Source organism: Exiguobacterium sp. S22-S28 (assembly GCF_043359615.1).
In the GTDB taxonomy this organism is placed as follows: Bacteria; Bacillota; Bacilli; order Exiguobacteriales; family Exiguobacteriaceae; genus Exiguobacterium_A.
The window spans coordinates 16,717-36,050 of sequence record NZ_JBHFFC010000009.1; the positions used below are offsets into that span (position 1 = coordinate 16,717).

General features: G+C 44.0%; 23 protein-coding genes. 17 read left to right on the forward strand and 6 right to left on the reverse strand.

Annotated elements, in window-relative coordinates:
* Positions 1-12 precede the first annotated feature (12 nt).
* Positions 13-450, reverse strand: coding sequence for an NUDIX domain-containing protein (locus ACHA8N_RS02810; RefSeq protein ID WP_393964622.1), 438 nt, complete (start codon positions 448-450; stop codon positions 13-15).
* A 161-nt stretch (positions 451-611) separates the two neighbouring features.
* On the opposite strand from ACHA8N_RS02810, the gene ACHA8N_RS02815 reads away from it, so the two are divergent.
* The 6 genes from ACHA8N_RS02815 to ACHA8N_RS02840 all read left to right on the forward strand — a co-directional run bounded on the left by ACHA8N_RS02815 (position 612) and on the right by ACHA8N_RS02840 (position 5,438).
* Positions 612-1,082, forward strand: a complete 471-nt coding sequence (locus ACHA8N_RS02815; protein ID WP_393964623.1) for a GNAT family N-acetyltransferase — start codon at positions 612-614, stop codon at positions 1,080-1,082.
* A 15-nt stretch (positions 1,083-1,097) separates the two neighbouring features.
* Positions 1,098-1,673, forward strand: coding sequence for a hypothetical protein (locus tag ACHA8N_RS02820; protein WP_393964624.1), 576 nt, complete (start codon positions 1,098-1,100; stop codon positions 1,671-1,673).
* 79 nt (positions 1,674-1,752) lie between these two features.
* Entirely contained in the window at positions 1,753-2,136 is a 384-nt protein-coding gene (locus tag ACHA8N_RS02825; RefSeq protein WP_393964625.1) for a hypothetical protein, read from the forward strand.
* A gap of 467 nt (positions 2,137-2,603) precedes the next feature.
* Positions 2,604-3,776 (forward strand): IS200/IS605 family element RNA-guided endonuclease TnpB, encoded by a 1,173-nt coding sequence (gene tnpB / locus ACHA8N_RS02830; protein ID WP_393964640.1) that lies wholly within the window; start codon positions 2,604-2,606, stop codon positions 3,774-3,776.
* A gap of 151 nt (positions 3,777-3,927) precedes the next feature.
* Positions 3,928-4,533, forward strand: coding sequence for a hypothetical protein (locus tag ACHA8N_RS02835; RefSeq protein WP_393964626.1), 606 nt, complete (start codon positions 3,928-3,930; stop codon positions 4,531-4,533).
* Between the two features lie 2 nt (positions 4,534-4,535).
* Complete coding sequence (locus ACHA8N_RS02840; protein ID WP_393964627.1) at positions 4,536-5,438, forward strand: ABC transporter ATP-binding protein; 903 nt, start codon at positions 4,536-4,538, stop codon at positions 5,436-5,438.
* Between the two features lie 120 nt (positions 5,439-5,558).
* Here the strand turns inward: ACHA8N_RS02840 and ACHA8N_RS02845 are convergent, their stop codons facing one another.
* Complete coding sequence (locus ACHA8N_RS02845; protein ID WP_393964628.1) at positions 5,559-7,094, reverse strand: M3 family metallopeptidase; 1,536 nt, start codon at positions 7,092-7,094, stop codon at positions 5,559-5,561.
* Between the two features lie 361 nt (positions 7,095-7,455).
* Here ACHA8N_RS02845 and ACHA8N_RS02850 point away from each other — a divergent pair, with 361 nt between their 5' ends.
* From ACHA8N_RS02850 to ACHA8N_RS02865, 4 genes are read left to right on the forward strand one after another with little or no spacing between them, the layout of a single operon-like run.
* Positions 7,456-7,662 (forward strand): helix-turn-helix transcriptional regulator, encoded by a 207-nt coding sequence (locus ACHA8N_RS02850; protein ID WP_026833000.1) that lies wholly within the window; start codon positions 7,456-7,458, stop codon positions 7,660-7,662.
* Positions 7,659-8,354 carry a DUF3169 family protein gene (locus ACHA8N_RS02855; RefSeq protein WP_393964629.1) on the forward strand — a complete coding sequence of 232 codons (696 nt, stop codon included), beginning with the start codon at positions 7,659-7,661 and terminating at the stop codon, positions 8,352-8,354. The genes ACHA8N_RS02850 and ACHA8N_RS02855 overlap by 4 nt, the downstream gene beginning before the upstream one ends.
* 18 nt (positions 8,355-8,372) lie before the next feature.
* The gene (locus ACHA8N_RS02860; RefSeq protein WP_393964630.1) at positions 8,373-8,786 is read left to right on the forward strand and encodes a hypothetical protein; all 414 of its coding nucleotides are present in this window, start codon (positions 8,373-8,375) and stop codon (positions 8,784-8,786) included.
* 17 nt (positions 8,787-8,803) lie between these two features.
* Entirely contained in the window at positions 8,804-9,244 is a 441-nt protein-coding gene (locus ACHA8N_RS02865) for a hypothetical protein (protein WP_393964631.1), read from the forward strand.
* Positions 9,245-9,326: 82 nt separating this feature from the next.
* On the opposite strand, the gene ACHA8N_RS02870 is transcribed toward ACHA8N_RS02865, so the two are convergent.
* Both ACHA8N_RS02870 and ACHA8N_RS02875 read right to left on the reverse strand, forming a co-directional pair.
* A complete protein-coding gene (locus ACHA8N_RS02870; RefSeq protein ID WP_393964632.1) occupies positions 9,327-9,641 on the reverse strand; it encodes a hypothetical protein in 315 nt (104 codons plus the stop codon).
* Between the two features lie 35 nt (positions 9,642-9,676).
* Positions 9,677-10,183: a GNAT family N-acetyltransferase gene (locus ACHA8N_RS02875; RefSeq protein WP_393964633.1), complete on the reverse strand. Its 507-nt coding sequence runs from the start codon at positions 10,181-10,183 to the stop codon at positions 9,677-9,679.
* A 225-nt stretch (positions 10,184-10,408) separates the two neighbouring features.
* Between ACHA8N_RS02875 and ACHA8N_RS02880 the strand changes: the two genes are divergently transcribed.
* A complete protein-coding gene (locus tag ACHA8N_RS02880) occupies positions 10,409-11,614 on the forward strand; it encodes an MFS transporter (RefSeq protein ID WP_393964634.1) in 1,206 nt (401 codons plus the stop codon).
* A 46-nt stretch (positions 11,615-11,660) separates the two neighbouring features.
* Here ACHA8N_RS02880 and ACHA8N_RS02885 read toward each other — a convergent pair whose 3' ends face one another.
* The gene (locus tag ACHA8N_RS02885) at positions 11,661-11,831 is read right to left on the reverse strand and encodes a hypothetical protein (RefSeq protein ID WP_167498350.1); all 171 of its coding nucleotides are present in this window, start codon (positions 11,829-11,831) and stop codon (positions 11,661-11,663) included.
* Positions 11,832-11,896: 65 nt separating this feature from the next.
* Entirely contained in the window at positions 11,897-12,343 is a 447-nt protein-coding gene (locus ACHA8N_RS02890; protein ID WP_393964635.1) for a hypothetical protein, read from the reverse strand.
* A gap of 143 nt (positions 12,344-12,486) precedes the next feature.
* Between ACHA8N_RS02890 and ACHA8N_RS02895 the strand changes: the two genes are divergently transcribed.
* From ACHA8N_RS02895 to ACHA8N_RS02920, 6 genes are all read left to right on the forward strand, one after another.
* Positions 12,487-12,780: a hypothetical protein gene (locus ACHA8N_RS02895; protein ID WP_393964636.1), complete on the forward strand. Its 294-nt coding sequence runs from the start codon at positions 12,487-12,489 to the stop codon at positions 12,778-12,780.
* Between the two features lie 21 nt (positions 12,781-12,801).
* A complete protein-coding gene (locus tag ACHA8N_RS02900) occupies positions 12,802-13,701 on the forward strand; it encodes an NAD-dependent epimerase/dehydratase family protein (RefSeq protein ID WP_393964637.1) in 900 nt (299 codons plus the stop codon).
* 81 nt (positions 13,702-13,782) lie between these two features.
* The gene (locus tag ACHA8N_RS02905) at positions 13,783-16,038 is read left to right on the forward strand and encodes a putative bifunctional diguanylate cyclase/phosphodiesterase (RefSeq protein ID WP_393964638.1); all 2,256 of its coding nucleotides are present in this window, start codon (positions 13,783-13,785) and stop codon (positions 16,036-16,038) included.
* Positions 16,039-16,092: 54 nt separating this feature from the next.
* On the forward strand, positions 16,093-17,985 hold the full coding sequence (locus ACHA8N_RS02910; RefSeq protein WP_393964639.1) for a DUF4084 domain-containing protein: 1,893 nt from the start codon (positions 16,093-16,095) through the stop codon (positions 17,983-17,985).
* Between the two features lie 192 nt (positions 17,986-18,177).
* Positions 18,178-18,552, forward strand: coding sequence for a hypothetical protein (locus tag ACHA8N_RS02915; protein ID WP_147511314.1), 375 nt, complete (start codon positions 18,178-18,180; stop codon positions 18,550-18,552).
* Between the two features lie 114 nt (positions 18,553-18,666).
* Positions 18,667-19,314, forward strand: coding sequence for a homing endonuclease associated repeat-containing protein (locus ACHA8N_RS02920; RefSeq protein WP_147511313.1), 648 nt, complete (start codon positions 18,667-18,669; stop codon positions 19,312-19,314).
* Positions 19,315-19,334: the final 20 nt, after the last annotated feature.

The window sequence follows — 19,334 nt, forward strand, 5'->3', positions numbered from 1 at the left end:
GTGTCCCTCCACTCAATGGGTGATTTGTCCGTTAAAGACGTACGGTACCGTCTGTTGCGTCGTCAAAATCTGTTCATATTCTTTCGACAAGTTCATGAACTGGACGGCGTCCGCAATCGTCACCCACGAAATTTCCTCAATCTCATCCGGGAAAATCGTGCCGAGTTCGCCCCCGCGAATCTCCGACTGGAAAAAGAAGAACAGACAGTGTTCATCGACTTGTGGGAAAAAGGCTTCGCTGACGTGTAACAATTCCCCGACCGCAACATCATAACCGGTCTCTTCTTTCGCTTCACGGATTGCCGCTTCCGGTAACGTCTCCCCTGCTTCGACGGTTCCCCCGGGCAACGTGTAATACGAATATGACGGTCCGATATTTTTGACCATCAGGACCTGATCTCGTGTCTCGTTTAATAAGACGTTATAGACGACATTTTTTTGGCGTGTCATGTTCGTTCCCCCTTGATTCGCAGATGGTATTTTTTAACTTATCTACTATAACATAGGCTTTTTCAGGCGGGGACAGTACATTATTCAAAAAAGGAAAAATAATTCCATACGAATGACATTATGGTAAAATAATCCCATTAAGTCAAAAAAGGAGGATTAGGATGATTCATTTGGAACCGGCAACCGACATCGATGCGCTGGCGTTATTCGAGCTGCAAGTCGCTGCGTTCAATCCCTTGCTTAAGAAATACCAAGATTACGACACGAATCCAGCCAATGAAACGATTGACCGGGTCTACGCGCGGATTCATCATCCGGCGGGCTGTTTTTTTAAAATCATCGCGGACGGACAGCTCGTCGGCGCGATCTGTATTCGCTGGAAAGAAGACGTTCATTTCCGGATCAGTCCGCTGTTTCTAGCACCGGAGGCCCAAGGCAACGGATTTGCCAAACAAGCCATGCTGCTCGCGGAAGCCCGTTATCCGCAGGCCGTGACATGGGAGCTGTCCAGTCTCTTCGAAGAGACGAAAACGTGTTTATTGTACGAAAAGATGGGCTACGTTGAAATCGGTGTCCGGAAACCGCTGACTGCCAACGCGACGCTGATCCAGTATCAAAAAATCATGGCATGAAAAAGGAGTACACGAATGTCGATTAAAAAAACGGTTTATACTACTTTATTATCCCTTGTTTTACTGGTTCCACTATCACCGGACGCGATTGCTGAGACAAAGGGACCAACGACGCAGCAAAAAAATGAGTTGTATCAACAATACGAAATCGTGATTGAATCCGTGAATCAACGTCATCCGGACGGTGAGTTAGAGTTAGCCCCAATCTATGCCTTTCGGGATGAAGACTGGCGTCCGGTCGAGGAGTTCAGAAAAATCGCAAAAAAGCGGAGTACGTTCAGGATCGCTTTGACATCGGATGAGAAACAGGCGGTCAAACCGGAACAGTCAAGTGAAATCAACGTCATAGCGGATATTAAGACCGATTACAGTCAAAGTGCCGAACGTCAACTCTGTTCGGATACGGTCTCCGTTACGTCCGAATCCCGCACCAAAGGGACCTGGATTCAAAAAGGCTATACAGCAACGCGAATCGATGCCAATCAAACCTACGAAATCAGTGTCGGCGGTTACTATACGATGGACGGAATCGTGACAGGACATATAACAACGATTGAATTCCATTGCGGACGAACCGGTGAAATCAGCTGAAATCATCCGTCTTATCATTAACCATTATTTTACATTTATTGTTTTGTATGTTAGCCTAATATGCAAAGGAGGGGTATCCATGATAAAAAGAGTATCGCTCGTTGTCCTGTCCATGGTTTTGGCTGTCGTCACTTTACTGGTTGCTGCACAATATGCCGTCGGTAAAAGCGTGGTGTCTTTTGACCAACCGAAAGCACTTGGTATATCGGTTGCGATTGTCGTTCTCTTGTTTTTGCCGCCTATGTTCTTGTCTTTTTTTGAGAACGGTGTGGTCAAAGTCATCAATGCAGCCTATCAATCGATTATCGTTTTATCCTTTATCGGCCTTATTCCAATGGGTTTCATGACACCTAACGGATCTCTGTTGATTGTCTTGACTGCTGTAGCGGGAACACTCATCAGCATGATCAGTACAGTCATGGCTGTCCGAACACGCAATGTCATTTCCTCCAGACATACATAACTGCTTCATTTGGATAAACATATCCTCATTTCATCCCCGAAAAAACGGACTCTTGTTTCCGGTCCATTTTTTCGGGGATTTTTTTGATCTCTGACCGACTAGCTGACATTCTATCTCAAAAAACATTTCCACTTAAATTATGGAACTTTTATCCACATTCATCGTAGAGGTATTGAAGCTTCAATCCGAATATTCTACATCACAAAAGCTGAAGGAGTGACATTCATAAAAACCATCCTTGTCGTTATCTTGACCGGTCTGACTTTATTTGGACTAGGTGTAGTTGTTACGAAAGTTCAAAAAAAGTAAGAGATTACGCAATTGTTGAATCAGTCCGAAAATACATATTTACAGGAGTTTTTATCAAAATTAGGCGAGAATACTCCCACTTCTAAACGAAGTGAAAGTGGGAGATGAATCGACAGCCTGTCTTTCGGGTATATTTTCCTTAAAGGAGGTGAAAAATGGTGTTGAAGCACAAGGCCTACAAATTCAGAATCTATCCCACAAAAGAGCAGGAAATCCTGATCGCGAAGACGATCGGGTGTTCACGCTTCATCTTCAACCACTTCTTGGCGAAGTGGGATGAAATGTACAAGACCACTGGAAAAGGACTGTCCTACGGTTCTTGTTCCAAAGAAATTCCTTTGTTAAAGCAGGAGTTCGACTGGTTGAAAGAAGTTGATAGTACATCTGTTCAGATTAGCGTCAAACATCTTGCTGATGCGTTTGACCGCTTCTTCAAGAAGCAGAACGAACGCCCTCGTTTCAAGTCCAAGCGCCATCCCGTCCAGTCGTACAAGACCAACATCCAAGGCAAAAACCAGCTTCCTGAAGTCTCGATTGGATGCAACAAGCTCAAACTTCCAAAGCTGAAATGGGTTCGTTTCGCCCATTCGAAAAAGGTCATAGGCCGTATCTTGAACGCCACGATCCGACGTAACGCTTCAGGCAAATATTTCGTCTCCCTGCTCGTCGAGCAGGAGAGCAACGAACTGCCGAAAACCGGTTCATCTGTTGGCGTCGACGTCGGACTCAAGAACTTTGCCATCCTGTCGGACGGCACGGTCTATAAGAACGACCGTTACTTCCGTTCGCTTGAGAAGAAACTGGCGCGCGAACAGCGTAAGCTCTCCCGCCGTCAACGCATCGCCTTGAACAAGAAAGTCACGCTTTCCGAGGCGAGAAACTATCAGAAGCAGAAGCGGAAGGTCGCCCGTATCTATGAGAAGATCGCCAACAAGCGCACTGACTTCCTGCACAAGGTATCGACCGAGATCGTCAAAAATCACGACATCATCGGTATCGAGACCTTGCAGGTGAAGAACATGCAGAAGAATCGTAAGTTGAGCAAGGCCATCTCGGACGTCAGCTGGTCGGAGTTCTTCCGCATGTTGGAGTACAAGGCGGACTGGTATGGGAAGACCGTCGTGAAGGTCGGCAAGACCTTCGCTTCGAGCCAATTGTGCTCGAGTTGCGGACATCAACACAAAGATGTAAAACACCTTGGGTTGCGTGAATGGATATGTCCGAGTTGCAGGATCCATCACGACCGGGATGTGAACGCAGGACTGAATCTTAAACAAGAAGCCGAACGTATCGTAGCTTCTTCAACCGTTGGGACAACGGGGTTAGCCTGATCAGGTTTCGACCGTTAGGTCGGATAACTCAGGAATCCTTCACCTCTAAGTGAAACGTAGGTGGAGGTAGTTCAAGCTTGCTATCTTAAAAAATGAGTTTTTTCATACGTTTAAAAGCTTTAAGTCTGTCGCGATTGTTCTGTTCTTTACCTTGACGTCGGTCGTGACCGCCTCTTATTTGACCAACCATCCGGAATTACTGGGCAATTTCGACAGTCAAGCTGCCTATACCTCGAGCATCAAGTTCTTGATTTTTTTCTTCGGTTTCTTGTTCGTCTTTGCGGTTTCGCATGACATCATCAACCGTGAGATTGACTATCAAACCATTCGACTGCTCGTCAGTAAAACATCACGTTTTAATATCATCCTCGGTAAGTTTTTAGGATCGTTTTTATTTTGGATCGGTGCCATTTCGATCAGTTTTTTGATTGTTTCCCTCTATGCCCGGTCGTGGTTTTTACTCGATTATCTGACGGTCCTCACCGTTCTGTTTTTCATCACGTGTTTAAACATCTTTTTATCGACCTGGATTTCACGCCCCAGCCTGACGATGTTCGTCGGAATCTTACTCGGGATTCTCTGTCCGATTCTCGGATTTTGGGCTGCCTTTTCAAGCAACTGGTACTTGCTGCCCTTTAAGTATCTGTTGCCGTACTATTATGTCGTGGAATCAAACGGATATCTCGTCATACCGTTCGTGATCGGCATCCTGTTTCTCGCAGCATCTTATTTTATGTTTAACAGAAGGGATTTGTAATCATGCTCGCAATTGAAGTGAATGATTTACATAAACGTTATGCCGTCAACGACGTGTTGAAAGGGATTCAACTTCACGTCACACAAGGGGAAATCTTTGGTTTTCTGGGGCGTAACGGTGCCGGCAAGTCAACGTTCATTCATATCTTGACCGGCATCACTCAACCGACGAGCGGCTCCTTCTCGATTTTAGGGGAAACTCATCACCAAATGGAGAGGATCAAACAGAAGATCGGCGTCATGCCGGATACGTCAAACCTTTACCAACATATGAAAGCACTTGATTTTTTAAAGTACATGGCTGCCTTAAAAGGAGATACCAGAAGCACAGCCGAGTTAAGTCAATTGCTGGAACAAGTCGGCTTACCTCATGTCGAAAAACAAAAAATCAAGTCGTTTTCCTTCGGGATGAAAAAGAAAATCAGTATTGCGCAAGCTTTGCTCGGCAATCCGGAACTCATTTTCCTCGACGAACCAACATCCGGTCTTGATCCGGAGTCCGCCATCCTGATTCAACAGTTGATCCTCACTTTAAAAGAGCAGGGCAAGACCATTTTCCTGACATCACATAATCTGACGGAGATCGAAAAAATTTGTGATACCGTCGCCATCATGACGGACGGGATGATTGCCAAAGTCGGTACGGTGGCACAACTAAAACATGCAGCGAAAGAGACGACCCACGTCCACCTCCGCACGAATCCCTCACTGGACGCGATGAGATTACAGGAATGCGGGATTACTGACGTCCAGTTTATTAAACACGATCAAGCAGTCAGCGTCATCGAAGTGAACGAGGAGGAAGTCATTCCACTCTTGATCGAACGATTGACCGAGCAGCGCGTTAAGATTTACGAAGTTAAAATCGAGGTCACCTCGTTAGAAGATGTTTTCATGGCAGTTTAAAGAGACAACCCCCACTTCCTGACACGGAAGCGGGGGTGTTTTTGTACACACATGAGTCAGACAGCTGCTTACCAGTACTCAGGAACTTATATATTTCAGGACACCCGCATTTAAAAATAGTTAATGGTTTTTAAGATGTTGCAACTTGTCGATTTCTTCTTGAACAAAACAAATGAGTGCTTGCATCTCGTGTTCAGAGACATCAAACGACACGCCCGCCAACGCGTAGACTTCTTTGACTGAATGTGTGCGGGTCGCGCGGAGCGCTGTTTTAAAAGCTTCGATGGTTTGTTGCGGTTGCGCTTTGTATTTCCGATACATCTGTAAGGCCGCAATTTGCGCCATCGCGTATTCGATGTAATAAAAAGGTGTCTCAAACAAATGAATGATGCTCAGCCACTCCTCCCCTTTCCACCTCGAGAGTGTACTCCAGTCGATGGCGTTGGAGTCAAACCGGTCGCGCAAGGAGGCAAACTGTTCATTTCGTTCTTCAACGGTATGTGCTGGATTTCGATACAACCATTCCTGAAACTGATCGACGATGATGGTTTGAGGTAAAAACTCGATGACCAGCCTGAATTGCTCGAGTTTTGCCTTCCGGACATGTGCTGCATCTTTAATCGCCAGATGCCAAAACTCCATGGAAAGTAGTTCGAATGTCATCGCTGCGAACTCCGCTACTTCCATCGGGATCTGCTGAAAGTTGTCCGGCGCGTCTTTCATTAAATCATGATGGATCGCATGTCCCAGTTCATGAATGAGAATGACCACATCATCAAATGTTTGTGTTCGATTCATGAAAAGAAACGACGTTTCAGACTCCGGAAGGAATTCACAAAAACCGCCACCCGCTTTATGGGCTCTTCCTTCAAGATCTAAATGCTTTTGAGATTTAAGTTCTTCCAACACTTTATGAAAAGATGGATCCAGATTTCTTAATATTGTTCCGACCGTCTCCAGCAGACTTTCAACAGATGTGCTTGCCGTCTCTTGGACGTCCGAGTACGGGGAGATCCGAACATCCCACGGGCGAAGTTGTTGTTTCCCCAAAAATCTGGTTTGTTCCTCTTGAAATACTTCTTTCAACGGTACAATATGCTTTTGGACAGCCAATGCCAGTTTCAGACATTCTTTCGAGGTGTAATCAATCCTCCCCAATTCCATGAAGGCATATGCCACATAGTTTTCAAGTTCTAAATTTTTGGCTTTCTCGTGGCGTAATCGAATCAGCTCTGAAAAAATAGTTTGAAGTGATTCGGCATGATGTTGATAGGAAAAATGAATCGCTCGGTAGGCAGTCTCGCGTACGTCTTCATCGGATTCAAAAAGTAACGCCGTTAAATCATGGATCAAGACAGCTTCTTCATCCATTGATTGCAGACTCCCGATTAATTGGATGTATCGATTAATTTGTTCATCCTCTTGTTGACGGATCAAGATATTTTTGTCTGAAAACGATGTTTGTTGGTGCATTAAAATGGTTTGCATTCGTGTATTTTCAATTGCTTCGCCGTGCTTCTCGAGACAGATGTCGTATAGTCTTTTTTTACAAACTGCTAAGAGCGGTTTGATGTCACGCTGCACTTCTTTCAGCCGGTCTTCGTATTGTTGATTTGATGTATCCCTTTGAAAATCAATCGATGCCCAAATGACCATTTCGTCATACTTATGAATAAACGCTCGACTCTGTTCTATGAATCGAGGAAACGTGTCCGCACTCTTCATTAACTCATTAAAATCATTTTCTAGTTTGCGCTTTACGGTCTTCATCTGCTTCCCCCTTCATCGGTACGTACTCTATGATGAACAAATGAATTAACTCAACCAAAATTTGTTAAATCCATCATTATTCTATACATGACTATACGATTATTTGATGCCGTTTTCTAGTTCGTGAAATCTGTCTATGTCTTTTCCTGACAAGTTTTTTTCTGGAATGACTAGTTTAATCATCTTTTTGACTATTATCGTTGTCATTAAGACAAGTATCGTTTACAATTCAAGTGAGGTGAAGGAAATGAAATCAAAAGTAAAGGAACTACGGGCACGCCATGGATGGAATCAGACAGAATTGGCAAAACGCGCCAATATATCACGCCAGACGGTCAGTTTGATTGAGCGGGGGGAGTTCATGCCGTCGCTTCTGATTGCCACTAAAATTGCCCGGGTCTTCGAAACGACAATCGAGGATATCTTTCAATTCGACGAGGAGGAGTTACTGTGAACAAAAATCTACAGTTGATTTTACAGATGCTTGTTGGCGGCGCTATTGGATTTTTCTTGATGTACTGGATGTTGAGCAGTCCGCTTGAGGGAATCGCCTTTTCAGAGTACAGCGTGTGGGTCAATGGCTTTTTGCTTGTTGTCCTGATCGGTTTACTTTTGTTTTCTTTTATTCGTTATCGTCAAATTCAACGCCTTCTTCACCAACCGTTGACGGGAGACGCGGAAGACTCGGCTGATCAACAGATGTATCGCTGGTTCAGCGATGGCACACTGAGTTTAAACTTAGTGCTTCCGCTTAGTCTTGTATTGGTCAGTGTGAATTTAGTGCTCGATCAACAGCTTTCATTGGTCGTGAGCGGCTTTGTCGTAATGGGTGTCGGACTGATTGCTTCGATCCGGTTTCAGACGCTGGTCCAGCACATGTATCCGGAACGGAAGCTTCCGGACATCAGTGAAACGGATTATGCCATGAAGCTCCTCGCGGCATCGGATGACGGGGAAAAACACGTCATGCTCGAAGGACTGTACAAAACACATTCTCTTGTTAATATGATGCTGATCGTTGGAATCATCTTGCTGCTCTTCTACTCGCTGTCGACATCGAGCTCTCAGCTATTCAGCATTTTCGTCATTACATCCATCTTGATGGTCAGTAACGCAAAATACTATCTGACGATTCGTAATCGTTAAAAGGAGAGGAAAAACATCATGCTAAAAAAAATAGCCGCTGTCATTCTGACATCCGTTTTGGTTTCCGGTTTCTTGACATACTGGTCCTATACACCGATATCAGAACGAGCAGACGATACGATGTATGAATCAGCAAGCGGAATCTTTACTTTGCATATGATTTATGCACTTCCCATCATTTTGATTTCCGGATTTTTGACCGATTTTCTGGTCAAAAACGGATTTAAAGGTTTTTCTTCCGTCCGGCTTACAGTTGTCTTTCAGGCATTTTTATATATGCTATCAGGTGTTATCATCGGAATAATTCTGATCTTACAGTTCACGAAAGATGATTCGAATATTCCGATTTCTTTATTGATTGCTGGATCTTCGGCCTTGCTTTACTTCATCGTATCTCGCCTAATCGAACGAACTTGGCGGCATCCTGCATAAGATAAGGAGACTTCCCTATGTTCAATAAACTGATTGCCGCCGGATTGACCGCTATCGTAACTTCAGGTCTGATTACCTTGATTTCTTACATTTCTGCAGTCTTAGACGGTATATATGATGATAATGATGTCTATTTTTCGGTCATCGATCTTTTTGTAATCTACACCATTTCTTCGTTCCCGATTATTTTAATTTCGGGAAACCTCGTCGACTTTTTTGTGAAACAAATTGCTCCGTTCTTTCCTGTTAACCGAAATATTTTTTTGCTAAAATCCACAGTATATGTCGTTTTCGGCGGCATGGTTGCTCTAATCTTTCTGTTGCCTAACCATGAAGGCAACTATACCTTTAGCAACTTCTCTTTTCTTTTACTCGCTCTTTCGATTTCGGGACTATCGGCGTTCTTTTACTTTTGGATTTCCTTACAACTAAAACGAAGAAAAAGTCATATCTCCTAAAATCAAAAAATTCAAATGACTCCGGAATGATTACTGGAGTCACTTGAATATTTCGATGCTACATATTAATTTCGCTTTTTCATCATTGGGACTGCCGTTTTTGAAAAGCAAAGATGGCCAATAATAATGCCGCCAGTTCGAGTGGATAGTAAAGTAGAATCGAGACGTCAATGACAGCATCTTCCGGTGTTGTTTCTTGCACGTACAAGTATCCGGGGAGCAGTGCAAGGACTCCAACCACCAACAACCCTGCGCCAATCCAAAGACTCTGCCTTGAAAATTTAGCTGTCGTCCAATAAATCAGGACTAACACGAACAATTCTCCAAATAACACGAACCTCAATGCCGTATCGCTGAGAAATACGCTTGAAAAATTCAAAATGATTTGTGTTAGCATGTTCATCTCTCCTTCTCAAATACATAGTAAACGATTTACCGCGCCCAAATATAATGAATCAGCCTCATCCGTTGATCGTGCAACACCACTTCTTCTTCTTTATTTACTCGTCGGAATCCGCTATGCGTCAAGATTTTTTGCGAGGCGAAGTTCCCGTCCGTCGTTTTTGCTTCGACTTTATCGATCTCAAGCTTCTGACAGTGCCTAAGCAATAATCGAACCGCCTCTTTCGCAATCCCTCTTCCAGTATGAACTTGACCGATCCGGTAACCGAGTTGCGCACTTTTCTCGATTGGACTCCGGTCAACAAGATTGATTCGGCCGAGAATCGATCCGGTTTCGTTCTTGATCAAGAAAAAGACGGAACTACCGTCCTTTTGCTCCTGCAAGAGAGCCGCATGCCGTTCCCGAAAGATGTCAGGCACATAGTAGTCATCTCCGCGTGACGGAATCGACTGCTCGAAATAACGCCGGTTGTCACATTCAAATGCGTATAACTCATCGGCATCGCTTGCTGTACAAGCTTTTAACTGAATTCTCATACTGACTCCTCTTCATGAAGATTTAATGGTAGGTTGTCCATTCTTCCTTTTGATGAAACGACTGACCCGGGACTCGTATGGGTTAATGTGTTGTATTCGTGCTCTTACTTCTTATTCCTTTTTTGACTCCTAATTACCCCTTTAAACTTCCATATATTATAATTATAATCATATAAGATATAGTTTATCACCGATTCATCACTACAGGTCAAGTTAGGAAACAGCATGTTCATCAAACGAAATCATCATAATCTAGCTACGCATAATGTCCGTGTCTTTTATTTCATCACTTTGTTCGGCACGATCAATCTCCTCGATCCGGTCATCACCTTGTTTTATTTTCATCGCGGTTTGTCGGCATCTGACATTCTGATCATCCTCTTCATGTATTGTGCCGCCACATTAGTATCGGAAATCCCGACCGGTGCCTTTGCCGACCGCTTCGGACCAAAAGCGTCGTTTTTAACCGGCAGCCTGATCAGTATTTTCTCAACCAGTCTGTTGCTGATTGCGGATGACCTTCGGTGGTTTTCGATTCAGGGACTGCTGTGGGGATTATCAACGTCCTTCTTTTCCGGTTCAGACGATGCCTTGATTTACGAATCATTAAAGGAAAGCGGTCAGGAAAAGACGATGAGTCAGGTCATGGCGAAGATCTCGTCCGTCATGTTTTTCGTCACGATTTTTACTAGCCTGATCGGCGCCTATCTCGTTCGCGATTTAGCGGAAAGTCAGTTCCAATTTCTGATCCTCATCGGAATTCTCTTCAAAATCATCGAATTCTTGTTGATTTTCAGTCTGATCAATCCTAAATCGTTTGATCAGTTCCGGGACAACCCGTATACGCATGTCAAAAACGGTTGGCAGATCATCCGCCGATCACCGGATCTGATTAAAGTTTTTCTTAACTTCACGATTGTGTTGATTCCATCTGTCGTCATTTTTGGAAAGTTTGAGCAACCGTATGTGACGGGAGCCGGACTTCCGGTTGCATGGCTCGGTGTTTTGTATGCAAGCGCCGCTCTACTCAGCATGCTGATTACCCGACATCTCGCGTGGCTGTTGCTCCGGTTTAAACGGACGACGTTGATGCAACTATCGGGCGTCGTCACACTGCTTGCCGTTACGTTGGCCAGTTTTCTGTTTGACAGCTTATGGATTGCCTTAGTGCTCTTTTTTGTCCTGCGGATGCTTCGGTCGATCCGTCAACCGCTTTATTCCGGTATCATCAACGAACATATCCCGTCCGGTAGCCGGGCGACGACACTCTCGCTGCTCAATCTCGTCGATTCTGCCTTCGATTTAATCATTCTCGGAACGATGTCATTCGTCGCGACTCTGGGATTACCGGCCATCTTTATCGGTTGTGCTCTAATTATCGGAGTCGGTCTGTTGTTTCCGGTGCAGGAAGCGAAACAGCCAGTACAATAATATTCTTTTACTATGCAAAAGAAGTCAGAAGACACAGTCATCTAACTCACTGTGTCTTCTGACTTCTTCCCGCAAAATAGATGGCACAAAAAAGACAGACGGTTCCCAGGCTGACGCCGATGATCATGGCGGAGTCAAAGAAATTCTGAAGTCCGAGTCCGCCTGCAATGAATGCGGAAAACAGCATCAAAAACAGGACAGTATAATTTTTTCGCACGTTACGTTCACCTCCGTGTCCAGTAGTATACGATTGAAGTTGCTTCCTTTCCCTTACTTACTTCATTATGTCTCTGTTTGATTCAAAAACGTTTGTTGAAATCGACTTCCTTCCCGCGTAACGCCTTGATCATTTACATATTCTGTTCTCAGATTCCCGTGTTGGAGAATTTTCTTCGTCTGTAAAGCAGTTGCTACTCGTGCAAGATTTTCTTCTTCATTCGGTACACGGTACCGGTTTAGAGTAAAAGTGATGAACGGCAATACTTGAGCATCACGGTATAGTTGAACCGCATAATCAAGCGTAAAATAGTTGCCCATATTGTCATATAGGACACCAGGTACTTCCGCGTCTTTGAAGTGTTCCGCAATATACGATTTTGTTTCACGTAACACGCGGTCTTCATCCTCTTTTTCCGGCACTATCGATTGAACGAACAAAAAGATGAACAATCCCGTCATCACCACCATCACACCACTGACGATCAACAGCTTCTGAACGAATCCACTCACCTTGTTCCCCCTCCTTAATATTACCATCTTTATCATTAAAATGACTAAAATCATCCATTTTACCTTTCTAATCGTTCGTGATATCTCTACACTAGGAGTAATCCATTTCGGATAATCAGACTTAACGAAAGTGCGGTGAAGGCATGCGAGGAAAAATTGGCATCATGCTGATTAGTCTACTGACCTTATGGGTGTTAAGTGGTTGCTCAAATGAAAACTATATCATCGTTGACATCACGGGTAATCAATTAGCCTTGGCTCCGGACGAACAAGATCCGGAAGCTACATACGCCTTGATCGAAGTCACGATTGACGACCAAACGCAGATCGACGTTCAGGTCAATTCGTTATCCGCCTTACAAAAGGCGGATGTCATCCGCTTTGAATACCGAAACGACAAAAAACCGCTCGTCGCAACAATTGAGCGGGTCAAATAATCTAGAGAGAAGGTAAATCAGATGGAACTGTCAGGAAAACGAATACTCGTCACTGGGGTCACCGGGACGCTTGGACTGCGCGTCGCAAAACGTCTCGTACCGGAAGCGCTTGAAGTTCGTGGATTCATCCGAAATGCGGAGCGGTTCGCTGAATTCGAATCAATTGGAATGAAGCCGGTCCTCGGTGATTTAACCGATCAAGCGTCACTTGAAAAAGCGATGGAACATATTGATTGGGTCGTGCATTGTGCTGCGTATCTCGGTGATGATCCGCTTCTTGCCTATCAATCGAATATCGAAGGGGTCGATCACTTGGCAACGGTTGCTTTAAAGAAGAACGTAAATATCCTGCACATCTCGACGACATCCGTTTACGGGGAACCGGCAGCCGGTCATTTGACAGAATCAACGCCGTTTGCTGTTGATCATTCGGCACCCTACATCGAGACGAAAATCCGGTCGGAACAGATTCTAAACGAATACGCCACTCGCGGACTGGATGTCCGGATACTCCGGCCCGGTGCCATTTGCGCTGAACAAGATTCACATTGGGGCGACCGGCAAGTCAGACGAATGCAAAAAGCGGATTGTGTGACCTGGGTCCATCCGGACGATGTCGTGAACTGGATTCATGCCGATAATCTAGTCGAAATGGTGTACCTCGTCATCACACGCGGGCGAGCAGGTGACGTCTTCCATGCGGTCGACGCCAACATTCCGGAAACCGACTTTCGCATGCGTCTGATTGAAGCGTCCGGAAAACCGTATCATGTACCGAATCGCGTGGCGGAGCGCCCGACGTATGCAACCGATAAAATCAGATCGCTCGGCTACCGACCGGTCCGTTCATTTGATGAGACAATGCATGCATTAGTAGCATTGTTTAATTCGTCTGATGGCGATTTAGACGGGCTAATTTGAATTACAATATCAAAATAATCCTTCACACTACCGATAGACTAATGGAGATCCATTTTTTATCGCAAAAGAGGAGGATTTAAGTTGAACTTGTTAAAATTCTTTTCTATTTCGTGTATTGGTTTGATCTTGTTATCGTTCGGATTTGGACAGTTTTTAATCGAAGTTTCTGATTGGAAACGTATTCTATTTTTAAATATTGTCCAAATGACGGTCGGGCTGGTCAGTACATATTGGCTGTTTAAAACTTCACAGCGTGTAGCGAAGGAAAATCGTTTATTTTGGTTGTTTCTATCCGGCGGAACTTTTTTTTCAGCCTTCGGTACGCTCGTATGGATTGTCTTGTTACCGATGACACACTCGATTCAAACACCTGTCATTTCTTCGACACTTTGGATTGGTGCATACTTTTTTTATTTTAGCGCCCTGCTTTTTAAATTGCGTAAAACAAGTGCTGTTTTAGCACGTGCATCTTATTTTTTTAATCTGGCAATCTACATGGTGGCGGCCGGTTCCATCAGTTACTACTATTTACTTCATCCTCTTTATTATCTGCAGGAACAGTCGTTTTGGTTAAATGCCGTCACATTATTATTTCAGTTTGCTGATTTAGGCATTTTCTTTTGTATTGTGACATTGTATTACCTCATCCAATTGGAGCGGAATACCCATACGCTGATTTTTCTCGTCATCGGACTTCTGCTTCAGGTAATCGGAGATATCTTCTTTGTCTATCTTACGATTCAGGGGACATATGATGCGGGGGAGTGGGTCGATCTCATATGGACGCTCGCTTTATTATTCATCGGCTTTACCGGTCTTTATCACGTACCGGACAAACTACCGCACTCATTTAAACCAAACAGACCTTTTTTTAAACGGGAGTTTTTATTTCCCTATGCCAGTATTTTTCTTTTATCGCTTTTAATGTTCGAATCGTATGATTGGCGTTTTAATGCGTTAAGTCTTGGATGGTTCATCATTTTTACATTCATTTTGGTTCGCCAAACCATTGTTTTAATGAAAAACAATCGCTTAGTGAAGGAACTGGAAAATGTAGCCTATAAAGATCGTCTGACGGGTTTAGGAAATCAATCCGCATTCCTTCAAGACCAGTTTGATTTTAAAAACCATCAAAACTCGGCTGCTTTGATCTTGATTCATCTGAATCGATTTAAAGTCTTTATGGATGCGTTCGGACATCAGGTGGGCGACCAAATCATTCAGACGATGAGTCGCCGCTTATCGACCGTTCTCCCGCAAGGAGTTCATCTCTTCCGAACTAGCGAAAATGAATTCACCATTCTTTTCCCGTATGAACATGAAAAAGAAATTCATGCGTGCTGTGACGAAATCATGATCCATGTACAGTCTGCCTTAAAAATCAGTCATCATGAAATCCATCTGATCCCGCGACTCGGTGTCAGTTTATATCCCCGACACAGCAGGGACATGGAAGAACTTCAGCGCCTTGCCAATGAAGCGTTATACCGTTCGCCGAGAACAAATCAACCGTTCTATGCTTTTTACGACCAAACCTTATCTTTACGCTTACTACAGCATTTAGAGATGGAAAACCATTTAAGAAATGCGTTGCAACGTAACGAATTCGAAGTGTATTATCAGCCGAAAGTCCAGTTATCCACTGAAAACATCGTCGGGATGGAAGCCTTGATCCGGTGGAAACATCCTGAATTCGGCTTTATCTCGCCTGCCGAGTTTATTCCGATCGCAGAGGAATCGGGTCTCATCAATCAAATTGGTGAATGGGTCTTGCGGACCGCCTGCGCACAAAATAAGACATTTCAAACCATGGGCTTTGCCCCTTTGTTACTTTCCGTCAATGTCTCATCCCTGCAGTTTCAAAATCCTTTATTCACCCAGATGGTGGAACAGGTGTTGCAGGACACGGGTTTACAGGCCCAATGGCTTGAATTAGAAATTACTGAGAGCATCGTTCAAGACATTCAAGAAAGTATTACGATTCTTCAAGAACTGGCTCGACTGGGTGTCCAAACTTCCATCGATGATTTTGGCACAGGATATTCTTCGTTGAATGTACTGGAACACCTGCCGATTGATACATTAAAAATTGATAAATCCTTCGTTGACCGCCTAAATGACGATCCGTCTTCCCCTATCGTGAAAACGATCATTGAACTAGGTATGAATTTAAACTTATCGATTGTCGCGGAAGGAATTGAAACGGCGCAACAAAAAATGATTTTGCAACACTATGGATGTCCGATCGGTCAAGGTTATCTGTTTTCCCCTCCCGTAGAAGCGAAGACGTTCATTGCGTTACTGCCGACTGAAAGTTCTGTCTTCAACACTCCGTGAAAATTGGACGTCAAACGAGGAACGACTACATCAAAAAAGGAGTAAACACGGTATATGATTAAACAAATCAGGTTTCCTCTGTTCCTTACTTTTTTCTATCTGTTCGCCTATTACGTTTGGATCGTCTCATGGAAAAACCATTCTTACATCCAAGCATTTGGCGGCAACCTGTTTTCGATCGTTGTGATCGGTATATCTCTGATCTGGTTGTATACGGCCATCAGAATATCAAGCGGAGCGGATCAAATATTTTGGATCATTTTAACATGTGCTTCCGGTTGTTACCTGATCGGGGAGATCATTTGGTTCATGACTGAAAGTGTTCTTTTACGAGACATCCCTTCTCCCGGTTGGACCGATGTTTTTTATCTTTTCCAAGTCACATTGATTTTAAGTGCACTGCTTTATAAAATTTTTAATCAGACCAAAAAACAAGAACGGATTCCCTTTTTGTTTGATCTTTCGATCGTGATAGTAGTCGCCGCAACCTTTTCATGGCACTTTTTGATTACACCTCTATTGTCGTCACGGGATATTTCGATGAACGAGCTGATTGTGTCACTCGCCTATCCGGTCGGTGATCTTGGAATGCTGTTGGCAGCTGTTTTTCTATTTTACAGTGTGACGAAAAAAAATCAAACGCTCTCGATGTTGCTTGTCTTCATTGCTTTATTCATTCAGGCAGTATCCGATTCTATTTACCTGTATCTGATATCAATCGGTTCTTATTTTTCGGGCAGTCTCATCGATCCGTTATTCATCGTCGTCATGTTGCTGCTCGGGTTGTCAGGATTACTCCATACTTCTTCTTCTGCTGCAGTTCAGTCTGAAATGATTGTCGCCCGCATGAATCTAGTTCAGATCGTCATGCCGTATGGCGGTGTCTTAGTCTTATTTCTTTTCATGGGTCTACATTCGACCGGTTTCGATTCTGTAACGATTGGTTCAGGGATTTCAATTGGCCTGGTCATCATCCGACAAATCGTCATGATTGTAGAAAACCAACGTTTAGTCAAACTGTATGTTCATAAAACACAGGAGCTTGAAATCAGCGAAGAGCGTTACAAATCGTTGTTTGAATATCATCCGGATGCGGTCTATTCGACTGATCTCAACGGCCGATTTGAAAGTGCCAATAACGCGTGCAATACATTACTGGGTGTAACCAACGAAACGTTAATCGGTGAACACAGTTTACTGTATGTTGATGATCGGGACCGGGACCGGGTCACTTCTGAACTTAAACAAGTATTCGTCGGACACCCCAGAAGTTATGAGACACGTATCATAGCTCATAACGGAAGAGATGCTTATCTGAATATCACAAATATCCCAATCGTTGTTCGCAATAAATTAGTAGGTATATTTGGAATCGGTAAAGACATTACAATCAACAAACAAAACGAGCAGAAAGTACATTATTTGGCATACCATGACACGTTGACCGGTTTAAATAACCGAATCGCATTTGAAGAAAAACTGCATGAACTCATCGATAATCAAACGCATATTTCTTCCGATCAAAATATCTCACTGTTTTTCATGGATTTAAATCAATTTAAACGGGTGAATGATTCATTAGGACACGATATCGGGGATCAATTATTAGCAGCCGTCGCGCATCGGCTGCACGAGTTTTCCGGCAACTTTACGATGATCGCAAGACAAGGTGGAGATGAATTTACATTAGTAGCGGAAAATATTGCATCCGATTCTACATTACATGAGTTGGCCGGCAGGATTATATCCCGTCTTGAAGAACCGTACAGCATAAGCGGAAACATCATTCATTGTCCGCCAAGTGTCGGCATCTCGTCTTTTCCAAAGGATGCACATTCTTTTCGGGACTTGATAAAGCACGCAGATCTTGCGATGTATGAGGCTAAAAAGAAGCCGACAAATGGTGACTATTGTTTATATGAGCCAAGTCAGGAAATGGAGTATTGATTAAACTACTTTCAGATGATCTTAGAACTAAAACTGTCTCCTAAGTGGTTCAATCTAGTAGGACATGCTAATCAAGATAGCACGTTATTCCTCGGAAAATGAGAATGGAAAATCGGGAATAAAGATTTCAATTGATGAATATAGCATTGTCGTCTTAGTACATCCATTTCAATTTGAAAGTGAGGTTTTAATATGAACAAGCAAATCGTAACGGTACTCTTAAGCAGTTTACTTTTGACCGCAGGCTGTGCTGCAGAAAAGGAAACAACGACATCGACGACGGATATCATCGCAAAGGAAGCCCGCCAGGACAAGACCGCTGATTTGATCCGAGTCGGCGACCGAGTCTATGAACTGCGCGGAAAAGATACGGCCATTCAGAAAAAAGATCTGATGTCCTATTCGACCGTCAACAAGCAGATTAACGGCAAACAAGCACTTGTCGACCGGACGGCGACCGATTGGAAAGCCGGAACAACATTGTATCAAACGAAAAAATCAACAGGTACGCTGTATGTGTTAAAAGGAAACACTGCTTATCGCTATCAATCGATTTCAGAAGGCTGATTGATTTTTGAGAACATCGTCCCGAACCTTACGATTTTGTTAGTTCACGGCATCGCCGCGAGGTGATACACTTGCGGCATCATGTTCTAACCATCCGTTAAGGGAGACTTCTTAATGAAAGAAACCACGCCTACATCCACTTCTACCAAAACGACCGATGAAAAAATCATCCGGTTGATTCAAGGACTGCACCAGTTACACTTGACACCAATGAAAGCCACACACTACCAGAAGCTCGCCCGCCATTTGCCTTACCCGTCTTTACCGGAAATCGAAAAACGATTCGGATCCTGGACCCATCTGCTTGAGCAAGCCGGAATCATTCGTGCCCGCGAGTTGTCGAACGAAAAACGCGTGGCGCTCGACCGGTCGAAATCCGATACGTCTCACAGCAACCGATGGAGTGTCGATGAGAGCATCGCTTTTTATGTCAAGAAGTGCGGCTCCCGCATAACCATCCGTTCCTATTCCGCACTGCGGGTGAACCATCCGCAAATGATGAGTGCCAATACGATCATCCGCCATTACGGGACTTGGAAACAGGCGTTGGCCCATTTTCAATTATCATCAAACGGGTTTTATTCGAACGAAGATTGTTTAGGTGCCTTGCGCCAAGCCTATGAAGCACTTGGTCCTGCACTGACCAGTAAAGAATATGTTCAGTTTGCCCGAAAACACCAATTGCCCTCACTCACGTTACTGATTGAACGGTTTTCCAGTTGGCGGGAAGCCTTACGGATTCTCGAAGAAACGCTCGACTAAAAAACGGTCGATCCTCCAAT

What these genes read in the sequence shown, in the direction of transcription:
- ACHA8N_RS02900 (WP_393964637.1), top strand. Translation starts at nt 12,802, where the DNA reads ATGGAACTGTCAGGAAAACGAATACTCGTCACTGGGGTCACCGGGACG.
- ACHA8N_RS02920 (WP_147511313.1), top strand. Translation starts at nt 18,667, where the DNA reads ATGAAAGAAACCACGCCTACATCCACTTCTACCAAAACGACCGATGAA.
- ACHA8N_RS02850 (WP_026833000.1), top strand. Translation starts at nt 7,456, where the DNA reads ATGAAATCAAAAGTAAAGGAACTACGGGCACGCCATGGATGGAATCAG.
- ACHA8N_RS02865 (WP_393964631.1), top strand. Translation starts at nt 8,804, where the DNA reads ATGTTCAATAAACTGATTGCCGCCGGATTGACCGCTATCGTAACTTCA.
- ACHA8N_RS02820 (WP_393964624.1), top strand. Translation starts at nt 1,098, where the DNA reads ATGTCGATTAAAAAAACGGTTTATACTACTTTATTATCCCTTGTTTTA.
- ACHA8N_RS02870 (WP_393964632.1), bottom strand. Translation starts at nt 9,641, where the DNA reads ATGCTAACACAAATCATTTTGAATTTTTCAAGCGTATTTCTCAGCGAT.
- ACHA8N_RS02875 (WP_393964633.1), bottom strand. Translation starts at nt 10,183, where the DNA reads ATGAGAATTCAGTTAAAAGCTTGTACAGCAAGCGATGCCGATGAGTTA.
- ACHA8N_RS02840 (WP_393964627.1), top strand. Translation starts at nt 4,536, where the DNA reads ATGCTCGCAATTGAAGTGAATGATTTACATAAACGTTATGCCGTCAAC.
- ACHA8N_RS02860 (WP_393964630.1), top strand. Translation starts at nt 8,373, where the DNA reads ATGCTAAAAAAAATAGCCGCTGTCATTCTGACATCCGTTTTGGTTTCC.
- ACHA8N_RS02910 (WP_393964639.1), top strand. Translation starts at nt 16,093, where the DNA reads ATGATTAAACAAATCAGGTTTCCTCTGTTCCTTACTTTTTTCTATCTG.
- ACHA8N_RS02810 (WP_393964622.1), bottom strand. Translation starts at nt 450, where the DNA reads ATGACACGCCAAAAAAATGTCGTCTATAACGTCTTATTAAACGAGACA.
- ACHA8N_RS02815 (WP_393964623.1), top strand. Translation starts at nt 612, where the DNA reads ATGATTCATTTGGAACCGGCAACCGACATCGATGCGCTGGCGTTATTC.
- ACHA8N_RS02895 (WP_393964636.1), top strand. Translation starts at nt 12,487, where the DNA reads ATGCGAGGAAAAATTGGCATCATGCTGATTAGTCTACTGACCTTATGG.
- ACHA8N_RS02825 (WP_393964625.1), top strand. Translation starts at nt 1,753, where the DNA reads ATGATAAAAAGAGTATCGCTCGTTGTCCTGTCCATGGTTTTGGCTGTC.
- ACHA8N_RS02845 (WP_393964628.1), bottom strand. Translation starts at nt 7,094, where the DNA reads ATGGTCATTTGGGCATCGATTGATTTTCAAAGGGATACATCAAATCAA.
- ACHA8N_RS02915 (WP_147511314.1), top strand. Translation starts at nt 18,178, where the DNA reads ATGAACAAGCAAATCGTAACGGTACTCTTAAGCAGTTTACTTTTGACC.
- ACHA8N_RS02880 (WP_393964634.1), top strand. Translation starts at nt 10,409, where the DNA reads ATGTTCATCAAACGAAATCATCATAATCTAGCTACGCATAATGTCCGT.